20 protein-coding genes and 1 riboswitch are annotated in these 22,331 nt (G+C 71.9%); of the genes, 10 read left to right on the forward strand and 10 right to left on the reverse strand.

Annotation, left to right across the window (positions count from 1 at the left end; all coding sequences use genetic code 11):
- Positions 1 to 2 precede the first annotated feature (2 nt).
- Genes AB4030_RS03670 through AB4030_RS03680 form a run of 3 tightly spaced genes read left to right on the forward strand, consistent with a single transcriptional unit; the run spans position 3 to position 1,341 of the window.
- Positions 3 to 737: an NUDIX hydrolase gene (locus AB4030_RS03670; RefSeq protein ID WP_442277828.1), complete on the forward strand. Its 735-nt coding sequence runs from the start codon at positions 3 to 5 to the stop codon at positions 735 to 737.
- Between the two features lie 10 nt (positions 738 to 747).
- The gene (locus AB4030_RS03675) at positions 748 to 1,101 is read left to right on the forward strand and encodes a hypothetical protein (RefSeq protein ID WP_442277829.1); all 354 of its coding nucleotides are present in this window, start codon (positions 748 to 750) and stop codon (positions 1,099 to 1,101) included.
- A gap of 30 nt (positions 1,102 to 1,131) precedes the next feature.
- Positions 1,132 to 1,341, forward strand: a complete 210-nt coding sequence (locus AB4030_RS03680; RefSeq protein WP_442277830.1) for a hypothetical protein — start codon at positions 1,132 to 1,134, stop codon at positions 1,339 to 1,341.
- 296 nt (positions 1,342 to 1,637) lie between these two features.
- Here AB4030_RS03680 and AB4030_RS03685 read toward each other — a convergent pair whose 3' ends face one another.
- The 5 genes from AB4030_RS03685 to AB4030_RS03705 all read right to left on the reverse strand — a co-directional run bounded on the left by AB4030_RS03685 (position 1,638) and on the right by AB4030_RS03705 (position 6,750).
- Positions 1,638 to 1,961: a hypothetical protein gene (locus AB4030_RS03685; protein WP_442277831.1), complete on the reverse strand. Its 324-nt coding sequence runs from the start codon at positions 1,959 to 1,961 to the stop codon at positions 1,638 to 1,640.
- 293 nt (positions 1,962 to 2,254) lie between these two features.
- Positions 2,255 to 3,823: an amidohydrolase gene (locus AB4030_RS03690; protein WP_442277832.1), complete on the reverse strand. Its 1,569-nt coding sequence runs from the start codon at positions 3,821 to 3,823 to the stop codon at positions 2,255 to 2,257.
- Positions 3,820 to 4,803, reverse strand: coding sequence for a quinone oxidoreductase family protein (locus tag AB4030_RS03695; protein ID WP_442277833.1), 984 nt, complete (start codon positions 4,801 to 4,803; stop codon positions 3,820 to 3,822). The genes AB4030_RS03690 and AB4030_RS03695 overlap by 4 nt, the downstream gene beginning before the upstream one ends.
- Before the next feature lie 10 nt (positions 4,804 to 4,813).
- Complete coding sequence (locus AB4030_RS03700; protein ID WP_442277834.1) at positions 4,814 to 6,262, reverse strand: wax ester/triacylglycerol synthase family O-acyltransferase; 1,449 nt, start codon at positions 6,260 to 6,262, stop codon at positions 4,814 to 4,816.
- The gene (locus AB4030_RS03705; protein ID WP_442277835.1) at positions 6,259 to 6,750 is read right to left on the reverse strand and encodes a GNAT family N-acetyltransferase; all 492 of its coding nucleotides are present in this window, start codon (positions 6,748 to 6,750) and stop codon (positions 6,259 to 6,261) included. The genes AB4030_RS03700 and AB4030_RS03705 overlap by 4 nt, the downstream gene beginning before the upstream one ends.
- Positions 6,751 to 6,829: 79 nt before the next feature.
- Here AB4030_RS03705 and pcrA point away from each other — a divergent pair, with 79 nt between their 5' ends.
- Positions 6,830 to 9,319 carry a DNA helicase PcrA gene (gene pcrA / locus AB4030_RS03710; RefSeq protein WP_442277836.1) on the forward strand — a complete coding sequence of 830 codons (2,490 nt, stop codon included), beginning with the start codon at positions 6,830 to 6,832 and terminating at the stop codon, positions 9,317 to 9,319.
- 71 nt (positions 9,320 to 9,390) lie between these two features.
- On the opposite strand, the gene AB4030_RS03715 is transcribed toward pcrA, so the two are convergent.
- From AB4030_RS03715 to AB4030_RS03725, 3 genes are all read right to left on the reverse strand, one after another.
- Positions 9,391 to 11,211 (reverse strand): FG-GAP-like repeat-containing protein, encoded by a 1,821-nt coding sequence (locus tag AB4030_RS03715; protein ID WP_442277837.1) that lies wholly within the window; start codon positions 11,209 to 11,211, stop codon positions 9,391 to 9,393.
- Between the two features lie 207 nt (positions 11,212 to 11,418).
- Positions 11,419 to 12,195 carry a M23 family metallopeptidase gene (locus tag AB4030_RS03720; protein WP_442277838.1) on the reverse strand — a complete coding sequence of 259 codons (777 nt, stop codon included), beginning with the start codon at positions 12,193 to 12,195 and terminating at the stop codon, positions 11,419 to 11,421.
- A 212-nt stretch (positions 12,196 to 12,407) separates the two neighbouring features.
- Entirely contained in the window at positions 12,408 to 13,403 is a 996-nt protein-coding gene (locus AB4030_RS03725; RefSeq protein ID WP_442277931.1) for a lipase family alpha/beta hydrolase, read from the reverse strand.
- A gap of 85 nt (positions 13,404 to 13,488) precedes the next feature.
- On the opposite strand from AB4030_RS03725, the gene AB4030_RS03730 reads away from it, so the two are divergent.
- The 4 genes from AB4030_RS03730 to AB4030_RS03745 all read left to right on the forward strand — a co-directional run bounded on the left by AB4030_RS03730 (position 13,489) and on the right by AB4030_RS03745 (position 17,982).
- Complete coding sequence (locus AB4030_RS03730; protein WP_442277839.1) at positions 13,489 to 13,959, forward strand: cobalamin B12-binding domain-containing protein; 471 nt, start codon at positions 13,489 to 13,491, stop codon at positions 13,957 to 13,959.
- Between the two features lie 317 nt (positions 13,960 to 14,276).
- Positions 14,277 to 15,461, forward strand: a complete 1,185-nt coding sequence (gene sucC / locus AB4030_RS03735) for an ADP-forming succinate--CoA ligase subunit beta (protein WP_442277840.1) — start codon at positions 14,277 to 14,279, stop codon at positions 15,459 to 15,461.
- A gap of 31 nt (positions 15,462 to 15,492) precedes the next feature.
- On the forward strand, positions 15,493 to 16,386 hold the full coding sequence (sucD, locus tag AB4030_RS03740; protein ID WP_442277841.1) for a succinate--CoA ligase subunit alpha: 894 nt from the start codon (positions 15,493 to 15,495) through the stop codon (positions 16,384 to 16,386).
- A gap of 291 nt (positions 16,387 to 16,677) precedes the next feature.
- Positions 16,678 to 17,982, forward strand: a complete 1,305-nt coding sequence (locus AB4030_RS03745; RefSeq protein ID WP_442277842.1) for a cell division protein PerM — start codon at positions 16,678 to 16,680, stop codon at positions 17,980 to 17,982.
- A gap of 48 nt (positions 17,983 to 18,030) precedes the next feature.
- Here the strand turns inward: AB4030_RS03745 and AB4030_RS03750 are convergent, their stop codons facing one another.
- The gene (locus AB4030_RS03750; protein ID WP_442277843.1) at positions 18,031 to 18,423 is read right to left on the reverse strand and encodes a hypothetical protein; all 393 of its coding nucleotides are present in this window, start codon (positions 18,421 to 18,423) and stop codon (positions 18,031 to 18,033) included.
- A 63-nt stretch (positions 18,424 to 18,486) separates the two neighbouring features.
- Between AB4030_RS03750 and purN the strand changes: the two genes are divergently transcribed.
- Both purN and purH read left to right on the forward strand, forming a co-directional pair.
- A complete protein-coding gene (purN, locus tag AB4030_RS03755) occupies positions 18,487 to 19,125 on the forward strand; it encodes a phosphoribosylglycinamide formyltransferase (RefSeq protein ID WP_442277844.1) in 639 nt (212 codons plus the stop codon).
- Between the two features lie 163 nt (positions 19,126 to 19,288).
- A riboswitch (ZMP/ZTP riboswitch) is annotated at positions 19,289 to 19,365 on the forward strand.
- A gap of 69 nt (positions 19,366 to 19,434) precedes the next feature.
- Positions 19,435 to 21,057: a bifunctional phosphoribosylaminoimidazolecarboxamide formyltransferase/IMP cyclohydrolase gene (gene purH / locus AB4030_RS03760; protein ID WP_442277845.1), complete on the forward strand. Its 1,623-nt coding sequence runs from the start codon at positions 19,435 to 19,437 to the stop codon at positions 21,055 to 21,057.
- A 132-nt stretch (positions 21,058 to 21,189) separates the two neighbouring features.
- Here the strand turns inward: purH and AB4030_RS03765 are convergent, their stop codons facing one another.
- Entirely contained in the window at positions 21,190 to 22,326 is a 1,137-nt protein-coding gene (locus AB4030_RS03765) for a ring-opening amidohydrolase (protein ID WP_442277846.1), read from the reverse strand.
- Positions 22,327 to 22,331: the final 5 nt, after the last annotated feature.

The following is a 22,331-nucleotide window of genomic DNA, read 5'->3' on the forward strand; positions in this document are numbered from 1 at the left end:
CGATGAGGACGAACGTGCCCGGCGGCCTGGTCGTCGTCGCGATCGACGCGAGCGAGCGGCGTGTCGTCGAGGCGCGACTGGGCCACGGCGAGCATCCGGAGGTCGTCCTCGGAGCCGCGGGGTGGGGCATCGAGTCGCCGTTCTTCGCGACGATGCGTGACGACGGCGCGCTCGAGCTGGGCTACCGCGTGAGCGAGCTGGACGGCATACGTCCTCGGCGGGAAGGCGTTGCCCGTGACGCGGGCGTCGGGGACGGGGAGGTCGGCGAGCCCTACCAGCGCGTCGCGGCATACGCCGTCGTGTCGAGCGCTCGGGGGCTGTTGCTGACGCAGTTCAACACCCAGACCCATGTGGCCGGCGACTGGGGACTGCCCGGTGGCGGCCTGGACGACGGCGAGACACCCGTCGACGGCGTGCACCGAGAGGTGTGGGAGGAGACGGGGCAGCGCGTCGAGCTCGGCGGGCTGCTCACGGTCCAGTCGCACCACTGGGTCGGGCGTTCGCCCTCGGGCACGCTCGAGGACTTCCACGCGGTCCGCATCGTCTATGCCGCGACGTGTCCCGACCCGCGAGACGTGGTGATCCACGACGTCGGCGGCACGACGTCCGATGCCCGCTGGGTGCCGGTGACCGAGCTGGGCGACTACCCGCTCGCCTCGTCCTGGCGCCGTCTCGATGCCCTGCTCGACCTCGCAGCCGGAGAGGGCCGCGCGGGCGGCACCTACGACGCTTCGTAGGATGTCGGCCATGGACTTCGTCTACAACCTCATCGTCGCGCTCCACCTGCTCGGCATGGCCGCGATCGTCGGCGGCTGGATCGCTGTCCGCAGCGGGCGCACGGTGATCGCGCCGATCGTGTGGGGTGCGCGGGCGCAGCTCCTCACCGGTCTGGCGCTCGTCGGCATCGCCTCGGCGATCAAGGACGACGAGCACACGGTGAACAACGCCAAGATCGCGGTCAAGCTCGTCATCGCGCTCGGCGTGCTGGCCGCCGCCGAGATCGGTGCGGCCCGTGGCCGCAAGGGCAAGGACACCGGCAACCTGCTCGACGCCGCGGGTGGTGGCGCGGTCGTCAACGTGCTCGTCGCCGCGATCTGGTGACGTCGCCACTGTTCGGGGTGGGCGGCTGAGATGCGCTGGAACGCAGGAGTTCTCGCCGGTCTGCTCATCGGTCTCGTCTGGCTCGTCGCGGGACTGTCACTGGTGGTCGTGGGCCGCCGCAGGCGCCGGGCGTCACGCGCTGACGGTGCCGGCAACATGGCCATCATCGGCGTCTTCCTGCTGGTCGTCGGCGGCCTCACGTGGTTCGCGACGCTCCTGCTGGCCGTCGTCCCCGGCTGACCGGTCGTCGCCCTCCGGCCGCCCGTCGCCGCGTACCGACGACCATTGCTCGCGCTTGGCCGCGGTGGCCGCGTGTCGCGCCGGCGAGTCGCGGCTCGAGCCGACCAACGGTCGTCGGTCGGCTGTGGATGACCGCAGCGCAGACGGCCTCGCCCACGCTGCCGCGATGGACATCATCACGGCGATGCGCCGGCACGGCGGTGTGGCGACACCCGCCGACTGAAGAGTGCTGTCGGTCGCCCCGCTCTCGACGAGGCCCTCCGCTGCGGTGCGATACGTCGGGTGGCGCGCGGTCGCTACGCCCTGAGGCCCTCGCCGTCGCCGACTCCGCGGCGGTCGGGGATGGTCACCCAGGCGGAGCTGATGCGGGCAGCCGACCGACTGCCCGGCCGCGGCCGTGACGCGGCGCTCGAGGTGGCGTGGTTCGCCCGCGACCGCCCGGCGAACGCGTCTGAGTCGGTGATCCGCGCCATCTCGCTCGACGTGCCCGGACTGCGGCTCGTGCCGCAGGTGCGCCGGCGCGTCGGCAGCCGGCGCATCCGTCCGGATTTGGTCGACACCGAGCTGCGACTCGTCGTCGAGGGGGACAGCCACGAGTTCCACACGAGTGAGCGGGCCATCGATGCCGACTGCTGGCGCTATGACGACCCAGTCCTGGACGACTGGGTCGTCATCAGGGTGTCGTGGGTGCAGGCCATGTTCCAGCAGGAGTGGGTCGCATCGGTCCTGCGTCGCGCGGCCGAGCGTCAGGATCCAGGCGGGGCGGCGATCTGCTGCGGCGGCGGGGCGCCCTCCGCCGACCGACGACCGTTGGTCGCGCCTGACCCCGCGCGCCGCGTGTCGTGCCGGCGTGTCGCCGGGCGTTGGCGACCAACGGTCGTCGGTGTGCAGCCGAGGGCGTATGCCGGGTCGCTCAGACCCGCTCGAAGGCGAGGTCGCCGCCGACCCAGGTCTGGAGCACCACGGTGTCACGGATGTCGGCCGGCGAAGACTGCTCGAGCGACCACAGGTCGCGGTCGACCGCCACGAGGTCGGCGAGCTGGCCGGGCACGAGGCGGCCGACGTCGGTGCGCCCCACCGACTCGTGCGCAGCGACCGTGAAGGCGTGGACCGCCTCGTCGAGGGTGACCCGCTCCTCGGGCCGCCACCCGCCGATCGGCTGGCCGTCGCTGCGCTGCCTCGTCACGGCGGCGTGCAACCCGTAGAACGGGTTGGGGTCCTCGACCGGTGCGTCCGAGCCGAACGCCACGCGCACGCGGGCGTCGAGGAAGCTGCGCCAGGCATACGACGCGAGGCGGCGCGGGCCGATGATCTCGTCGGCGAGCTCGAGGTCGGCCGTGCAGTGGGTCGGCTGCATCGACGCGACGACGTCGAGGGCCCGGAAGCGAGGGATGTCGATGGGTCGCACGTGCTGCGCGTGCTCGATGCGGAGCAGCGTGTCGAGTCCCTCGCCGCGGACCGCCTCGAAGACGTCGAGCACGAGCCGGTTCGCCTCGTCGCCGATGGCGTGCGTGACGACGTCCAGGCCGGACCGGGCGGCCAGCAGGGTGCGTTCGAGGAGCACGTCGTAGGGCATCGCGGCGATGCCGCAGCCCTCGTGGCCGAGAAACGGCTCGGTCATGTGGGCGGTGTGCGAGCCGAGCGCGCCGTCGCTGAAGAACTTGACCGGACCGACGCGGAAGACGTCGTCGCCCTGCCCTGACCGGCGGCCCTCGGCGACCGCGAGCTCCAGGTCGGGGTCGCGCGTGCACTTGGTGACGCGCAGCCGCAGGGCGCCGTCGGCGTGCATCTCGGCGTAGGCCGCCCGCGCGTCCTCTCCGTCGATGTCGGTGATGCTCGTCAGGCCGACCGACAGCAGCCAGTCCTGGCAGCGCTCGAGCCACGGCCGCAGCGGCGACTCGTCGCGGGGGATCGCGTCGAGCAGCTCCTGGGCCGACTCCCGCAGGATGCCGGTCGGCTCTCCCGACGCGTCGCGCGCGATCTCGCCGCCCACCGGGTCGGGGGTCTCGCGGGTGATGCCGGCGAGGCGCAGGGCGAGCGAGTTGGCCCAGATCGTGTGGCCGTCGACGCTCGAGAGCGCCGCGACCCGGCCGCCGGACACGGAGTCGAGGGCGTGGCGGTCGGGCTGCTCCGGGACCGACCAGCGGTTGTGGTTCCAGCGTCCGCTGTGCAGCCACTCGCCCTCGGGCAGTCCCTCCGCGTGGGCGCGGACGAGCTCGAGCGTCTCCTCCAGCGAGCGTGCCTCGCGCAGGTCGACGGACGACAGGTCGCGCGAGAGCCACTCGGTGTGGATGTGGGCGTCGTGCAGCCCGGGCAGGACGACGGCGCCGGGCAGGTCGACGGTGTCCACGCCTCCGGTCGCCGACACCGCTTCGGCACCGACAGTGACGACACGCCCGTCCTCGACGAGCAGCGCGTCGGTCCAGGGGTTCTCCGGGTCGCCGGTCCAGATGCGGTCGTGCCGGAAGAGGGTGCGGCTCATGCGGTGGGCACCAGGATGAGCTTGCCCGTCGTCCGGCGCCCTTCGAGCGCTTCGTAGGCCGCCGCCGCCTCGGCGAGCGGGTAGCGACCGCCGATGGCGATCTTGAGCGACCCGTCGGCGACCGCGCCGAGCACCTCGCGAGCCCGCCACTCGTACTCCTGGCGATCGGCGACGTAGTGCGCCAGCGTCGGGCGCGTCAGGAAGAGTGACCCGCTGCTGTTGAGACGCTGGATGTCGAAGGGCGGCACCTGGCCGCTCGCCCCGCCGAAGAGGACCATCATGCCGCGCGGCCGCAGCGACGCGAGCGAGGCGTCGAACGTCGACCGGCCGACGCCGTCGTAGGCCACGTCGACGCCGCGTCCGGCAGCCTCACGCACGGCGGCAGCCAGGTCGTCGACCGTGGAGTAGTTGATGAGGTGTTGGGCGCCGAGCGCCCTTGCGATCTCGAGCTTCTCGTCGGATCCCGCCGTCGCGACGATGACGCCGCCGCGGGCCGTGATCATCTGCACGAGGAGCTGCCCGACCCCGCCGGCAGCGGCGTGCACGAGGGCGACGTCACCCGGGCCCACGGCATACGTGCTCGTGACGAGGTAGTGCGCGGTGAGGCCCTGGAGCATGGCGGCGGCGGCGACCTCGAGGTCGACACCGTCGGGCACGGGGACGACGAGGCGGGCCGGCTTGTTGACGAGCGTGGACTCGCTGCCCGACGCCTGGCACCACGCGACCCGGTCCCCGACGGCCACGTCGACGACCCCCGGACCCACCGCGGTGACGGTGCCCGCGCCCTCCTCGCCGAGGACGAACGGCGTCGGGACGGGGTAGACGCCCTGGCGCTTGTAGACGTCGATGAAGTTGACGCCGGCGGCGGCCACCTCGACCTGCACCTCTCCCGCGCCGGGATCGGGGAGGTCGTGGTCGCGGACCTGGAGGACGGTGCCGTCACCGGGCTCGGAGACGAAGACGCTGGTCGCTCGGTTCATGCTCGCCACCCTACGACCGACGACGCTTCCGCTTCCGCGAGGTGGGCCCAGCGGCACCGATGCGCACCAGGAGGGCCACCTCGTCCTCGAGGGCCGCGAGCAGGGCCTCGGGATCCGGCAGGACGGACTCGTCGGCCATGATCCCGATGCGGACTGCGTCGTCGTACGTGATGATGCAGAAGCCCACCGTGTGCCGGCCCGAACCGGGGACCCAGCCCAGCACCCCAGTCACCGGCACCCCCGCGAGATGGCGGACGTCCCTTGGCCCGGCGACGTTCGTCGTGACGCCGATCGCCTTGTCGGCGAAGAAGTCCACGACGCGGCGCTCGATGCCGGCGGGGAAGCGGCCGATGGTGGAGATGAGGGCGAAGGTGAGGGCTGCCTCCGGCGAGGCCTTGAGCCAGTCCATCCGGGCCTTGGACAGCGCGAGGCGCCCGAGCGGCGTGGCGTCGCGGCTCGGGAAGCGGAGGAAGACGAGGGCGAAGCGGTTGCCGAGCTCGCGCGGCAAAGGCTCGTCGAGGGGGCGGACGTTGACCGGCACCATCGTCACGAGGTCGACGGGGGCGCGACCGTGCTCGTCCTGGTAGGCGTGCAGGGCGCCCGCGACAGCGCTCATGAGCACGTCGTTGAGGGTGGCGCCGACGAGCCTGCCCACCTGCTTGAGACCCGGGAGCGGCAGCGGCTGGGTCCACACGAGGCGCTTGCGCTGCCCGGGCACGCCACCGACGGCGCTGGCCGGGTTCGTCGTGAGCAGCAGGTCGGAGACGACCTGACCGGTGCGGAGGGTGAGACCCGCCGCGCCAGTCACCGTGGCCCGGGCGCCCTTGGCGCGCAGGTGATCCCACCCCGAGCGGGCGGAGGCCAGCACGAGGCGCACGCCGGAGCCGATGGCGCCCGACGATGCGTCGGCACCGAGGGGCATGGTCGGCAGGTCGGTCTCAGCCGGCGGGCCGACGAGGTCTCCCGGCACTCCGGCCGCGTCCTCGGTCAGGCCGAGCAGCACTCGGGTCAGCGCGATCCCGTCCGCGAGCGCATGGTGGATGCGGAAGACGAGCGCTGCCCCGGACCCGTGCCCGTCGACGAGGTGGACCTCCCAGAGAGGACGCGACCGGTCGAAGGGGTGCGGCAGGTACTCCTCGATGTAGGCCTGCAGCTCGGCATCGGCCTCGGCGGCAGTTCCCTTGCCGGAGAGCGTCGCTCGGTGCACGTGCCGCGTGAGGTCGAAGTCCGGGTCGTCCTCCCAGTGGTAGCGGCCAAGGGTCCGTCGTGGCCGGACGGGCCGCTGGCTGAAGACGGGGTAGGGCTCGAGGATCCGGGTGCGCATCAGGTCGAGGACACGGTCCCAGTCGGGCACCGACTCGAGCAGCACGACCGACACGATGACCATGAGGTTGGTCGGGCGGTCCATGTTGAGCCAGAGGACGTCGGCCGAGCCCATCCGGCGGGGCGGGCGCCTCACGTCATCGCCGCCAGCTGCGGCAGGGCGTCCCCGTCGACCCGGAAGGTGCTCCAGTCGTCGAGGGAACGGGCGCCGTGGGCCCGGTAGAACTCGATCGACGGGGTGTTCCAGTCGAGCACCGTCCACTCGAGCCGGGTCCAGCCGCGCTCGACGCACAGCTGCGCGAGGTGGGCGAGCAGGGCCTTGCCGAGGCCGTGGCCGCGCTGGTCGGGCTCGACGAAGAGGTCCTCGAGCCAGATGCCCGCCTGCCCGGTCCACGTCGAGAAGCTCCGGAACCAGATGGCCATCGCGACGACCGCGCCCTCCCGCACCCCCACGAGGGCGTATGCCGTGGGGTCGCCCTGGGCCGGGAACAGCGCGTCCCGGAACTGGTCGGGCGTCGCGGTGGCCGCGTCCGGCTCCTTCTCGTAGGCGGCCAGCGCCTGGACGAGGCGGATGAGGTCGGGCACGTCGGCGACCGAGGCCGCGCGGATCTCGAAGTCGCTCACGCGCCCATCCTCTCCCGGTGCGACCGGCTGTGCGTCGTGGTCCGGGGCTGTGGGTGGTTCGACGTAGGCTGGACCGATCATGAGCACGCTCTTCGACGACCTTCCCATCCCCGGTTTCGAGCACGGTCAGGGCGCGTCCTCCGGCGGGTCCGGACGCACCGGGCGCGGCGCCGACGTCACCGAGCAGGGCGTCCCGACGTGGGCCGAGGCCGCAGCGCGTGGCGGTGTCGAGGCGGCGCCGCAGGGCCGCCCCGATCTCGACCCGGCCGTGCTGCTCGAGGGGCTCAACCCGGAGCAGCGCGAGGCGGTCGTCCACGAGGGCACCCCGCTGCTCATCGTCGCCGGCGCGGGGTCGGGCAAGACCCGCGTGCTGACCCACCGCATCGCGTGGTTGCTCGGCGAGCGTGGCGCGCAGCCGGGCCAGATCCTCGCCATCACCTTCACCAACAAGGCCGCGGCCGAGATGCGCGAGCGCGTCGCGGCGCTCGTCGGCCCGCGCGCCCGGGCCATGTGGGTCATGACCTTCCACTCCGCGTGCGTGCGCATCCTGCGGCGTGAGGCGGCCAAGGTCGGGATGAAGTCGACCTTCTCGATCTACGACGCCGCCGACAGCCAGCGCCTCATGAGCCTCGTCCTGCGCGACCTCGACCTCGACCCGAAGCGCTACCCGCCGCGCGGCTTCTCGGCGCAGGTCAGCAACCTCAAGAACGACCTCATCGACGAGGAGACCTACGCCTCTCAGGTCACCGAGGGCAACCACTACGAGCGCACCGTCTCCGACGCCTACACGCAGTACCAGCGCCGCCTGCGCCAGGCCAACGCCCTCGACTTCGACGACATCATCATGATGACGGTCAACGTCCTGCAGGCCTTCCCCGACGTCGCGGAGTACTACCGCCGCCGCTTCCGGCACGTACTCGTCGACGAGTACCAGGACACCAACCAGGCGCAGTACCAGCTCATCAAGGAGCTCGTCGGCGAGGTCAAGGGACCCGAGGGGGCCTATGCCGTCCCGCCGGCCGAGCTCTGCGTCGTCGGCGACTCCGACCAGTCGATCTACGCCTTCCGCGGCGCGACCATCCGCAACATCCTCGAGTTCGAGCAGGACTACCCAGACGCCCGCACCATCCTGCTCGAGCAGAACTACCGCTCGACGCAGCGCATCCTGCGCGCCGCCAACTCCGTCATCGCCCGCAACGAGGGGCGCCGCGCCAAGAACCTCTGGACCGACTCCGGCGACGGGCCGATGATCACCGGCTACGTCGGCGACAACGAGCACGACGAGGCGGCCTTCATCGCCAAGGAGATCGACGACCTCGCCGACAAGGGCGTCAAGCCCGGCGACGTCGCGGTCTTCTATCGCACCAACGCGCAGAGCCGTGCCATCGAGGAGGTTCTCGTGCGGGTCGGACTGCCCTACAAGGTGGTCGGCGGCACGCGCTTCTACGAGCGGCGCGAGGTCAAGGACGCCCTGGCCTACCTTCGGGTCGTCTCCAACCCCACCGACACGGTCAACCTGCGCCGCATCCTCAACACGCCCAAGCGCGGCATCGGTGACCGCGCCGAGGCGTGCGTGGCGGCCCTCGCCGAGCGCGAGCGCATCCCCTTCGTCGCGGCGCTCGGCCGCGCCGAGGACGCGCCGGGCATCGCCACGCGCTCCGTCGCGGCCATCCAGGGCTTCACGGTGCTGCTCGAGAAGCTCCGCACCTCCTACGAGGCCGACGACAGCGTCGCCGCCCTGCTCGAGATGACGCTCGAGGAGAGCGGCTACCTCGCCGAGCTGCGGGCGAGCCACGACCCGCAGGACGAGACCCGGGTCGAGAACCTCGCCGAGCTCGTGGCCGTCGCGCAGGAGTACGACGACCGCCGCGCCACCGAGCTCGAGGAGTCCGGCGGCGAGCTGGCACCCGGCGTCGAGCCCGAGGACGTCGGGCCCGCAGGTGCGCTCGAGGAGTTCCTCGAGCAGGTCTCCCTGGTCGCCGACGCCGACGAGATCCCCGACGAGCCCGAGGCCAAGGCGCAGGGGGTCGTGACCCTCATGACGCTGCACACGGCCAAGGGCCTCGAGTTCCCCGTCGTCTTCCTCACCGGCCTCGAGGACGGCACCTTTCCGCACATGCGCGCGCTCGGTGACCCCAAGGAGCTCGAGGAGGAGCGCCGCCTCGCCTACGTCGGCATCACCCGGGCCCGCGAGCGGCTCTACCTCTCGCGCGCGGCCGTCCGATCCGCGTGGGGCGCACCGCAGTACAACCCGCCGTCGCGCTTCCTCGACGAGATCCCCGGCGACCTGCTCGACTGGCAGCGACTGGGCCCGTCGTTCAGCGGGGCCCGCGGCTCCGACCGTCCCGCCGTCGCGACGCTGGCGGCCCGTCCCGGGGTGCGCAGCGCCGGCAAGCGACCCGTCATCGCGCTCCAGTCGGGCGACCGCGTCACCCACGACTCGTTCGGCCTCGGCACCGTGGTCCGGGTCGAGGGCGACGGCGACAAGTCGATGGCCCACGTCGACTTCGGCGCCGACACCGGGACCAAGCGCCTCCTGCTCCGCTACGCCCCGCTCGTCAAGCTCTGACCCGCGGGCCCGCGAGCGGGACCCTCAGGCGACGCCGTATGCCGCCGAGCGGCGTGTGGAGGACTGGCAGGTCAGCTCACCGCGAAGACCGTGGGAAACGTCCAGCCGGTCCCGGCCTGGCGAGCTGCCAACGTGAAGCGGCCGCTGCTGTCTCCGGCATACACGTAGAACCTGCCGTCGCCCTTGATCCCCACGATGTCGCCGTGCCCGTCCCCGTTGAGGTCGCCGGCGGAGAAGACCGTCCGGTAGATGCCCCAGCCGGCGCCGACCTGCACGCCGCCGCCGGTGAACCCGCCGGCGCCGTTGCCCCGGTAGAGGAGAAGAGCCCCGGACGGGGTGCGCCCGAAAAGGTCGGGTTTCCCGTCGCCGGTGAAGTCGCCCGCGCCGAGCACCATGTCGAACATGTTCCACGACAGCCCGATCTGCACGCCGCCGCCGGTGAAGCCGCCGGCGCCGTTGCCGCGGTAGAGCACGAGCGCCCCGGCCGGGGTGCGGCCGATCAGGTCGGGTTTCCCGTCGCCGGTGAAGTCGCCGGGGGAGAAGACCGTGTCGAACATGTTCCACGACAGGCCGATCTGCACGCCGCCGCCGGTGAACCCGCCGGCGCCGTTGCCGCGGTAGAGCACGAGCGCCCCGGCCGGGGTGCGGCCGATCAGGTCGGCCTTTCCGTCGCCGGTGAAGTCGCCGGGGGAGAACACCGTGTCGAACATGTTCCAGGAGAGGCCGATCTGTGACCCGCCGGTGACGTAGCCGGCACCGTCCCCGCTGTAGAGCCGCAGGCTGCCGGTCGAGGTGACCGCGAGGACGTCCGCGGTCCCGTCCGCGTCGAAGCCGTGGACGACGTCCGCGCTCGGCGGTGTCGCTTTCCCGAACGCCTTGAGCATGGCCCGCCAGGTGGGCGGGTCCATGACGCCGGTCGCGGCGACCTGGTGTGCGCTCTGCCAGGCGGTCAGCGCGGCCTGGGTCTGGCTGTAGAAGCCGCCCGTGGCGCTCACGTTGAGCACGGTCTGGACGGCGGTCACGACCGGACCGGTCGAGCCGTACCGAAGGTCCATCCCCGAGTTCGTGACCAGGGTCGTCAGCAGCGAGCTCGAGCCGGAGGGGGCCGCCACGGTCGGGTAGCTCGGGCACTGGTTCGGGTTGAAGCCGCTGTACCGCGGCGCCCAGTTCAGGTCCGGGAATCGGCACGGCCCGAAGTCCTGGGCTGCGACCGTCTTGGTCCAGTAGGAGGTGCGCCCCATCGCCCCCTCCCACGACATGCTGATGTGGATGTGGTTGCGGTGGCAGTTCGTGTCCGAGCTGGTCGCCGGCGTCGACGCACAGTTCAGGTAGGGGCGCCACCCCTCCGAGGCGCGGTACGTCGCCCAGATCTGGTTGTTCCAGATGACGTACATGACCCCGAGGCGGCGCGCGTTCGCGAATGCGTTGCCGGCCGCATCCGGAGCCGTCAGCCAGGACAGGAACGCGGACGCCTGTGCGCTCTGGGTCGCGTCGCGCACGTTGAGGAAGTAGTCGATGGCGCGCCCGTCGAAGTGTTCGCTGGTCGATGCAGGTCCCGGCGTGCAGGTCGAGACCGTGTTGTAGTACGAGCCGTACGTCGCCTTGAGCAGGTCGCCGAGCCGGACGGTGCCCGGCTTGGCGACCGGGTCGCAGTCGTTGGACGGGACGTACGCGGCAGGCCGTTCGATGCCGGCAGGCATCCCGGCGGGCCCGGGAGGGACGACCGGTGCCGGAGCCGTCGACTCGGCCGTCCCGGTGGTCGGCGACGTGTCGGCGGCGGCCGCCGGCGTCGCGGCGGCGGCGACGGTGACGGTGGTGGCCACGCACAGCGCGAGCATCGCCGACGCGAACGTGCGAGACCGGGCGCGACGGGTCTGGGTGGAAGCTGGCATCTGGAGCTCGTCTCGTCACGACGGAAGCACTGCGACGATGACGGGCGCGGTGCGGGGACGGGGACAATGGTGACATTCCCGACGAATTCGCGCGCGCGGAACGCTACATCGTCAGGTCCACCGCCGGATGCGCGAGGTCAGACGGGCACGGACGCGACGAGGCCCGTCCCCGAGGGGGACGGGCCTCGTGCCGCGATGCGGCGTCGGTCAGAGGGTGACGCCCCGCGCGGCGAGCCACGTGGTGGGGACGACTGCGCTGCCGTCGCCCGGGTGGATCTCGAGGTGCACGTGCGGGCCGGTCGAGTGGCCGGTGCTGCCGCTGAAGGCGATGGGCTGACCGGGGGAGACCGCGTCGCCGACGGCGACGAGCAGGCGGCTGTTGTGCGCCATCCACGAGACGGTGCCGTCCCAGTAGCGGACCTTGACGAGGTTGCCGTAACCCTCGGTGGACCACCCCGCGAAGACCACGGTGCCGCTCGAGAGGGCGTGGACGGGGCTGCCGACCGGGCAGGCGAGGTCCTGTGCCGGGTGCATCTTGCCCCAGCGGAGGCCGAAGCCGGAGGTGAGGGTGTAGCCGGCGACGGGGGAGACCCAGCGATGGGCCTGGGCGATCGCGCGGGCGGCCGCGTCGCGCTTCGCCTGGTCAGCAGCCGCGGCCTGGGCCTGGGCGGCTCTCTGGGTCGCACTCTGGCTCGCGCTGACGATGAGGGTCTTGGCGTCCCGGGTCATGTCGCGCGAGGAGCGGGCGCCGGTGCGGTCCGCCGCGGCGGCGACGGCGCCGGAGTCCGCGGTGGCACCGAGGGCGGTCGAGTTCGACACGTTCTTCATGGCAGCCGCCTGGGGCAGCTCGCTCGCACCCGCGGCACGGGCGACCAGGCCGCCGGCGACGGTCGTGGAGAGCAGCGCAACGGGGACGACGAACTGTCGGCCCCGAGAAGGCTTGGCTGCCGGCCGGTGCCGGCCGGTGTATCGGGTTTTGGGCACGAAGGACTTACCTATCGGTCACAGAGGCGAGAGCCGTCAGCGTAACGTGACCATTTCGTGATCCAAAATCACGCCACGTCCATGGTCGTCCGGCGTCGCGGGGGACGCGACTGGGCACGACGCTAGGGTATCCGTGAGATCCGCCCCCGCGGTGGTCCACAAGCGGGCAGGCGTCAGACGGCCGAGAGCCTCCGGTCCGGGGGAGCGGGCCGTCAGCGCGAAGAGCCGGCGCGGCTCGCGGCGCCGTCGCGGAGCGGCTTCTTCGCCGCCGGACCGGAGCGCCGACTGCCCAGGGAGCTGACTCCGGGGGTGACCGTCGCGCCCGAGGTGTCGAGGTGGGCCAGCGCGGTGGAGATGCCGTGCACGACGCTGCTCGTGATCGGCAGGCTCATGTGTCCGACGCCGTGGAGGGCGACGTTGTGCACGTTGAGGTCGGCATGGTGCAGCGCCGCGTTGTGCTGGGGAACGACGACCTGGTCGAGGTCGGACCAGTAGACGAGGAAGCGCGTCTGGCACTCCTTGACCGGGGCGGCGAGCTCGTCCATGAGGGCGCTCCCTGGGCGGAGCTGGCGGGTCAGGCCGTTGTTCCACGTGTACGCGAGGTAGCTGCCCCGGTGCGGGGTGCCGAGCGTGACGAGGGTGTGCACGTGCTGGTCGCCGCCGAGACGTGTCACGTAGTAGCGCGCGATGAGGCCGCCCATGGAGTGGCCGATGACGTGGATGCGCTCGTAGCCGGTCTCCTCGACGATCCGCTCGACCTCGGCGCCGAGGGCGGCGGCGGCCGCCCGCACGTCGCCGGTGAAGATGGAGTAGTTGATCGTCTCGATGCGCCCGAAGCCGCGTCGCACGAGGCCACGGCGCAGGACCGTGAAGATCGAGCGGTTGTCGACCATGCCGTGCACGAGCAGGATCGGGGTCTCGGCCGCCTCGACGTTCTGGATCGCGAGCCCGCGCTGGCTGGGGGGCAGGTGGCCGAGCCGGTAGCCCTGGCGCCGGTCGCTCGCGCGTGAACCGAGCAGACCGAGGGGATAGAGCCCGAGGTGCAGGCCCATCCAGGACGCCTCGAGTGCGGCCCCGGCGAGCCCGGTCGGCGTGAGGAGCGCGCCGGCGACCTCCCCGACGGCCGCGACGAAGCCCCGGGGGCCCCGCTTCGCGGCACCGGTCGAGGTGCGTGCCTGCCGCGGCGTCGTCGCCGCTCGTGCTGCCATTGCCACCTGTCGAACGTACCCCGACGGGTGGGTCTTCCGTCACTCTCGCGCGCCGCGTCTCCCCAGGCTGGCTAGAGTGCCCGGCATGAGCGAGTCCCTGGGTGCCGACGCCGTTGCCGCGACTGTCGACGAGAGCGCGACCGGCACAGGGCCGGTCTCGACCGACGTCATCCGTGTCGTCGTGGCCAAGCCCGGCCTCGACGGCCACGACCGCGGCGCGAAGGTCGTCGCGCGGGCGCTGCGCGACGCCGGCATGGAGGTCATCTACACCGGCCTGCACCAGACGCCCGAGCAGATCGTCGAGGCGGCCATCCAGGAGGACGCCGACGTCGTCGGGCTCTCGGTCCTCTCCGGGGCGCACCTGACCCTCTTCGCGCGGGTCGTCGAGCTGCTCGCCGAGCGGGACGCGAGCGACATCGTCGTCTTCGGCGGCGGCATCATCCCCGACGACGACATCGCTGCGCTCGAGAAGCTCGGCGTCGCCAAGGTCTTCACGCCCGGCGCGACGACGATGGAGATCGTCGGCTGGGTCCGCGAGCACGTCCACCCCGCCTGAGGCGGCCCGCGCGCCAGCCCGCACCCCACGGCATACGGCATACGCCACACGGCATACGCCCACACGGCAGATGTACGCCTCCGGCCGGATCGGCCGACCGGACCGTGGGTGAGATGGCGGTGTGATCTTTGTCCGGTCAGGCAGACCCGATGCCGTCGCCGCAGGCCGGAGCCACTAGAGTCCGAGCGACAGCCTGATTCGGTTGCGCCACGGCGCAGGGCCCGTCCGAGCGCGAGAGCGTGAGCACGTGGGCCCCGGGACGCCGCAGCGACGCGATCGACGACGATTCGAATCGACGACGAGGACGGACCCCACCCGTGGATCTCTTCGAGTACCAAGCCCGCGACATGTTCGAGAAGCACGGGGTGCCCGTGCTGGCCGGCGCCATCGCCACCACCCCTGAGCAGGCCCGAGCGGCCGCTGAGCAGATCGGACCGAAGTCGGGCGGTGTCACCGTCGTCAAGGCGCAGGTGAAGACCGGCGGCCGCGGCAAGGCCGGTGGCGTCAAGGTCACGAAGAGCCCCGACGAGGCCCAGGCCGCGGCCGAGGCCATCCTCGGGATGGACATCAAGGGCCACACCGTGGGCACCGTGATGATCGCCCAGGGCGCCCGCATCGCCGAGGAGTACTACTTCTCGGTCCTGCTCGACCGGGCCAACCGCACCTACCTCGCCATGTGCTCCAAGGAGGGCGGCATGGAGATCGAGGAGCTCGCCGTCGAGCGTCCCGAGGCGCTCGCGCGCATCGCGGTCGACCCCAACAGGGGCATCGACGAGGCCAAGGCGAAGGAGATCGTCGACGCCGCCGGCTTCGACGACGCCGACAAGCCCGCGATCGCCGACGTCCTGCAGAAGCTGTGGGCCGTCTACCGCGACGAGGACGCGACGCTCGTCGAGGTCAACCCGCTCGTCAAGACCGAGGACGGCGACATCGTCGCCCTCGACGGCAAGGTGACGCTCGACGAGAACGCCGGCTTCCGCCACGCCGACCACGAGGCCCTCGAGGACTCGGCCCACGCGGACCCGCTCGAGGCGGCCGCCAAGGAGAAGAACCTCAACTACGTCAAGCTCGACGGCTCCGTCGGCATCATCGGCAACGGCGCGGGCCTCGTCATGAGCACGCTCGACGTCGTCGCGTACGCCGGTGAGCAGTTCGGCGGCCAGAAGCCGGCCAACTTCCTCGACATCGGTGGCGGTGCGAGCGCCGAGGTCATGGCCAACGGCCTGCACATCATCCTGTCGGACCCGCAGGTCAGGAGCGTCTTCGTCAACGTCTTCGGCGGCATCACCTCCTGCGACGCCGTCGCCAACGGCATCGTCGGCGCGCTCGACGCGCTCGGTGACGAGGAGGACCGCCCGCTCGTCGTGCGCCTCGACGGCAACAACGTCGAGGAGGGCCGTCGCATCCTGCAGGAGCGCAACCACCCGCTCGTGACGATCGAGCCGACGATGGATGGCGCCGCGCGCCGCGCCGCCGAGCTCGCCGCCCGGCCCGCCAACTGACCACCGAGCCAAGAGAAGCGAGAACGAAACCATGGCTATCTTCCTCAACGCCGACTCGAAGGTCATCGTCCAGGGCATGACCGGGTCCGAGGGCATGAAGCACACCCAGCGCATGCTGAAGTCCGGCACGACCATCGTCGGCGGCGTCAACCCGCGCAAGGCCGGCACCACGGTCGACTTCGAGGGCGGCGTCTCCGTCCCCGTCTACGGCACCGTCAAGGAGGCCATCGAGGCCACCGGCGCCAACGTGTCGGTGATCTTCGTGCCCGCCCAGTTCACCAAGGCCGCCGCGGTCGAGGCGATCGACGCCGCCATCCCGCTCGCGGTCGTCATCACCGAGGGCGTCGCGGTCAAGGACACCGCGGAGTTCTACAACTACGCCAAGGAGCAGGGCACGACGCGCATCGTCGGCCCGAACTGCCCCGGTCTCATCACCCCGGGCGTCAGCAACGCCGGCATCATCCCGGCCGACATCTCGGGCACCGGCCGCATCGGCCTCGTCTCCAAGTCGGGCACGCTGACCTACCAGATGATGTACGAGCTGCGGGACTTCGGCTTCAGCTCGGCCGTCGGCATCGGCGGCGACCCGATCATCGGAACGACGCACATCGACTGCCTCGAGGCGTTCCAGAACGACCCCGACACCGACGCGATCGTCATGATCGGCGAGATCGGCGGCGACGCCGAGGAGCGTGCGGCGGCCTACATCAAGGAGCACGTGACGAAGCCGGTCGTCGGCTACGTCGCCGGCTTCACCGCCCCCGAGGGCAAGACGATGGGCCACGCCGGCGCCATCGTGTCGGGCAGCTCGGGCACGGCGCAGGCCAAGAAGGAGGCCCTCGAGGCCGCCGGCGTCAAGGTCGGCAAGACGCCGTCCGAGACCGCTGACCTCATGCGCGAGATCATGCAGGGCATCGCCAAGTAGTCTGCGCGACAAGCGTTTCGAGCGGGCGGTCACCTTCGGGTGGCCGCCCGTTCGTCGTTCCCACCGAGCGCGTATGCCGTGTGGCGCAGCGGGTACTTCGGCGTGGCCAGACGCCCCCAGGTCCCAGGCTCCAGAGTCCGCTCTGGGGTCCGGTCTGGGTCCGGTCTGGGTCCGGTCTGGGTCCGGTCTGGGTCCGGTCGGGGTCCGGTCGGGGGTCACCGGCGTGGGCGCTCGCTCAGAGGCGCGGATCTTGTGACCATGGGGATGAACCACCGGATCCGCATTGCAGGAGTGAGACCACTGGCCCCGCCGAGCACGACCACCACGACCGCTGCGGCGACGACCTCGTCGGTAAGCCCTGCGACGGCCATGCCGGCCTCGCTGCGGGCCGGCGCCCTCGCTGCGATCGGGACGTGGTCGGTCGTCGTGCTGCCCGCCCTCATCGGCTGGGTCGCGGCGCCGGAGACCTCGGTCGGATGGTTCTCGGCCGTGTCGGTCGCGAGCGCGATCTGGTTCCTCGGGCACGGTCAGTCGGTCGGCGCCGGCACCGTGTCGCTCTCCGTGACCCCGCTGCTGCTCCTGCTCGTCTTCGTCTACATCGCCGTCCGGTGGGCCCGACGTCTCGCGGCGACCGAGCGTCTGCGTGTCGGCGCGGGCGCCTGGAGCCGTGTCGCGCAGTGGGGCATCGTGCCGGGCTTCGTCCTCGGCTACGGACTCGTCTCGGCGGTCCTGGCGCTCTTCACGCTCGGCGGTCCCGCCACGCCCGGCGTCGCGGCCGTCCTGGGCTCGCTCCTCGTCCCGGTCGCGGCGCTCGGTTTCGTCCTGCTCCGCCCCGACGACGACACGGCGCCGGCCTTCGTCCGCTCGTGGTTCCGGAGGGGGCCGACCTGGCTGCCGTCGGTGTGGCGTGCCGGGTGGCGCGGAGCGGGCCAGCTGCTCGCGCTCGGGCTCGTCGTGGTCGTCCTCCGCGTCGCCGTGTCGTGGACGACGGTGGCCGACGTCCAGGACCAGTACGCCGCCAACGTCGGGGCCCTCGCCATCATCTCCCTCGCCCAGCTCGCCCTCCTCGGCAACGCGGCGACGTGGGCCCTGTCGTTCCTCGCCGGTCCCGGCTTCCAGGTCGCACTGGGGTCGACGATCACTCCCGCCGCCGCCCAGCCGGGGATGCTGCCGCTCGTGCCGGTGCTCGGCGCCCTTCCGCAGGCGGCCGACTACCCGGCGATCATGTATGCCGTGGTGCTGGCTCCCGTGCTCCTCGGCGCCTGGCTCGGGCGGCGGGTCGACTCCGAGCTCGAGTTCTTCGGCAACGTGCGTGCCCGGTTGACCGCCACCGCGGTCACGGCCCTCCTGGCGGTCGCCGTCGTCCTCGGCGTGACGGCCCTCGGCAACGGGGCCGTGGGGGTCGACCGGCTCTCGGCCGTCGGCGCGCCCCTCGGGCCGTTCGCCGCCGCCCTCACGATCGAGGTCGTCGGTGGCGCGCTCCTCTACGCGGCCGCGCTCGTGCTGCGTGAGCGTCGGCGCGAACGCCAGCAGGAGGAGGCTGCCGAGCCTGCAGCCCAGGACGAGAAGGCCGCCGGATCGGGCGACGAGGACTGACCGGGGTGCGGGGCCCGTGGGCTCCCCGTTCGCTCTCCGCGTCCGACCTCAGCGCATGACGAGACCGAGCAGCCCGGCGTCCCGCAGCGGTGCGCAGCTGCCCGCGGCGATGCTCGTCTGGGCACCGGCGAGGCACTCCTCGTAGGCGCTCACCGAGTCGTAGAACGCGACCTGCACCGCCAGCGTCGACAGCAGCATCCCGGCGATGACGAGCGTGACGACCGGCCAGATCTTCTCCCTGCCCGTGCGCGGCGACAGGAAGCGGAGCAGGCGCACCGTGAGCGCCACGGCGAGGACGAGCGGCACGAAGGCCACGAAGCGCTTGGGCAGCGGGAGGTACATCGCGGTGAGGCCGAGGAGCACGAGCAGCGCGACGGGGAGGGTGCGCTTGGCCTTCTCGCGGGCGAAGACGATCTGGTCCTGCAGGTCGGGGTCGGTCACGCGCCCATCCTCGCCCATGGCGCCGACCGACCCCGCATCACCCCGACCGATACACTCCGCGGCGTGACGAGCGATGCCCCTGCCAGCGCGCCCACCAGTGCTCCCGCCCCCGTCGACGTCGTGGTCCTCGTCTCCGGCTCGGGCACCCTGCTCCAGGCCCTCATCGACGCCTCGGCCGACCCGGCCTACGGGGTGCGGATCGCGGCGGTCGGCGCCGACCGCCCGTGCGTCGGCCTCGAGCGCGCCGAGCGGGCCGGCATACCGACGTTCACCGTGGCACCGAAAGAGCATTCCGACCGGCGTGCGTGGGATGCCGCACTGGCCGAGCAGGTTGCTGCCGCCTCGCCGCGCTTCGTCGTGACGGCCGGCTTCATGCGGATCCTCGGCCCGGCGACGCTCGGGGTGGCCCCGGTCGTCAACACCCACCCGGCCCTGCTGCCGAGCTTCCCCGGTGCCCACGGGGTGCGCGACGCCCTCGCCTACGGCGTCAAGGTGACCGGCACGACGTGCCACCTCGTCGACGCCGGCGTCGACACCGGGCCGATCATCGAGCAGCGCGTCGTCGCCGTCGAGGACGACGACACCGAGGAGAGCCTGCACGAGCGCATCAAGGTCCACGAGCGCGAGCTGCTCGTCGACGTCGTGAGCCGCCTGGCCCGCGAAGGCTTCGCCGTCGAGGGCCGCCGAGTCCGCATCGGCTGATCCGCCCCMCTCGCTGATCGAAMGAGCGATCCGTCCCCGMCCCGCGCCGCCCCACTCGCTGATCGAAMGAGCGATCCGTCCCCGMCCCGCGCCGCCCCMCTCGCTGATCGAAMGAGCGATCCGTCCGCACGACGGACGAACTGCTCTCTCGATCGACGGTAGGCTGGGCAAACACGACTGGCGCGGGTGGGACACCACCGGGGAGTGACGTCGGGAGCATCGACCGCCTGGGTGCCTCGCGAGAACGGAAGCCACCGGGTCCGACCCGGGGCATGCCGCGACCGACGTCACCGAACCAGGAGTGCACCTATGACCGCCGCCCCGTCCGCTGCGACCGACGGCCGCCGCCCCATCAAGCGGGCCCTCGTCTCCGTCTACGACAAGTCCGGCCTCGACGAGGTGGCCCGCGCGCTCGACGCTGCCGGCGTCGCCATCGTCTCCACGGGCTCCACGGCCAAGACGATCGCCGCCGCGGGCGTGCCCGTGACTCAGGTCGAGGAGCTGACCGGCTTTCCCGAGTGCCTCGACGGCAGGGTCAAGACGCTGCACCCCAAGGTCCACGCCGGCATCCTCGCCGACACCCGCAACCCGGACCACGTGCAGCAGCTCGCCGACCTCGGTGTCGAGCCGTTCGACCTCGTCGTCGTCAACCTCTACCCCTTCCGCGAGACCGTTGCGTCGGGTGCGAGCGAGGACGAGTGCGTCGAGCAGATCGACATCGGCGGGCCGTCGATGGTGCGCGCCGCAGCGAAGAACCACGCGAGCGTCGCCATCGTGACGAGCCCCACGGCATACGCCCACGTCACGGAGGCCGTGACGGCGGGGGGCTTCACGCTGACCGAGCGCCGCCGCCTCGCTGCCGAGGCGTTCGTGCACACGGCGAGCTACGACAACACCGTCGCTAGCTGGATGGGCACCGTCGTCGCCGACACGACGGACGGCACCGGCTTCCCGGCGTGGACCGGCGCGACCTTCGACCGTGCGGCGGCCCTGCGCTACGGCGAGAACCCGCACCAGGGCGCTGCGCTCTACCGCCACTGGCGTCCGGGCGTGGCCTCCGCCGAGCAGCTGCACGGCAAGGAGATGTCCTACAACAACTACGTCGACACCGACGCCGCGGTGCGCGCCGCGCATGACCACGGCGACCAGCCGACCGTCGCGATCATCAAGCACGCCAACCCGTGCGGCATCGCCATCGGCGGCACGATCGAGGAGGCCTACGAGCGGGCCCACGCGACCGACCCGGTGAGCGCCTACGGCGGCATCATCGCCGCGAACCGGACCGTCACGGCAGCGATGGCGGCGGCGGCCAAGCCGGTCTTCACCGAGGTCATCATCGCGCCCGACTACGAGCCCGAGGCCCTCGAGATCCTCACGACCAAGAAGAACCTCCGCATCCTACGCCTGCCCGTCGGCATGGCCGAGGCGGCCGACCCGATCGAGACGCGTGCCGTCAGCGGTGGCCTGCTCGTGCAGACGGTCGACAAGGTGGACGCCGTCGTGCGCGGCGAGGGCGGCGACGTCACGGGTGGCGACGACGCCGCGAACTGGCGCCTCGTCGCCGGCGAGTCGGCGGACGACGCGACCCTGGCCGACCTGCAGTTCGCCTGGCGCGCGATCCGCGCCGTGAAGTCCAACGCGATCCTGCTGGCCAAGGACGGCGCCGCGGTCGGCGTCGGCATGGGACAGGTGAACCGCGTCGACTCCTGCTACCTCGCCGTGCGGCGTGCGGGGGAGGAGCGGGCCCTCGACTCGGTCGCCGCGTCCGACGCGTTCTTCCCCTTCGCCGACGGACTGCAGATCCTGCTCGACGCCGGCGTGCGCGCTGTCGTCGCGCCCGGCGGCTCCATCCGCGACGACGAGGTCATCGAGGCGGCCAAGGCAGCCGGCGTGACGATGTACTTCACCGGCACCCGCCACTTCGCCCACTGACGACAATCGAAAGAGCAATCCGTCCGCTCTCAGTAGGACCCTGAGGTCCCGCTGAGCCGGACGGATCGCTCTTTCGATCTTGTGAGGCCGGACGGATCGCTCTTTCGATTGGGCGTATGCCGTTCAGCGGGGTCAGCGGGTCCAGCGGTAGCCGGTGGGCTCGCCCTCGCCGAGGTCGACGATCGCGGCGACCGGGCCACCGCCGTCGGGGCCCTGGTGCGCGGCCGACACCGACACGAAGACGGCGGGGTCGCCCGTGACCGACGCCGTGACGCCGCCGACGGCCGACTTGATCTGGCGGTGCCAGTGCACGTCCGAGTCGTCGAGCATCGCGTTGCGCCGGCCGTGCACGGTGCCGTCCTGGCTCACCTCGCACTTGAGGAACACGTTGACGAGCCTGCCCTGGATGTCGCTGGTGTGCGGGCGCTCCGGCAGGTCGAGCCCGGCGTCCTTGATCGCAGCCCACACGCCGTCGGCGTCGAGCGCGTCCTGCATGACCGAGTGGCCGATGCGGTAGCGGCCGCCGATGCCCTTGGTGTTGCCGACGACGACGACCTGCGCCTGGTCGAGCTCGACGCCCGAGCTGCACGAGGCGACCGACGAGAAGAGCGACCGGTTGTGCATGATGTCGGCGTCGGTCGGCATCTCGATCTCGCCCAGGGCGACGGCGATGCCGAGGCCCGTCGTGCCGTTGGAGAGGTCCATCGACTCGTGGGTGTGCTCGGTCCAGACCTCGTGGCCTCGGGACTTCGCGTCGCGGATCGTGTGGATCGTCAGCAGCGGCGTCTTGGTCTGGACGTAGTGGACGTCGGCCGGGTCGGTGATGCCGGCGCGCTCCATGGCGACCTTCACGGCGTCGGCGACCTTCTGGACCATCGCGACGTAGCCGATCTCCTCGGGCTTGATCGGCTCGCTCATGGCGAACCCGACCGTCAGCCGGGGCTCGTCGGACTGCTCGGCCTTGTCGGCCGGGACGGTCGCGAAGATCGTCGCGTGCGGGCTGATGATGCCGTCGGTGCCGCCGGACCACACGATCGGGACCTGCTTGACCTGGTCGGCCGGAGCGCCCTTCTCGACGAGGACCTCGCGGAAGGCGCGGTCGGCGATGATGCGCGTGTAGTCGTTGACCCCACCGTTGCCCTCGGTCTTGCCGATGATGGCGATGACGCGGCTGGCCTCCATGACGCCGTCGTCGATGAGCTTCGCGAGCTCCGACGCGTCCGCGACCGAGTGGATGGGGACCTTGCGCACCTCAATGGCTTCGGGCACGTGAA

Source organism: Terrabacter sp. 2YAF2, assembly GCF_052114705.1.
GTDB lineage: Bacteria > Actinomycetota > Actinomycetes > Actinomycetales > Dermatophilaceae > Terrabacter.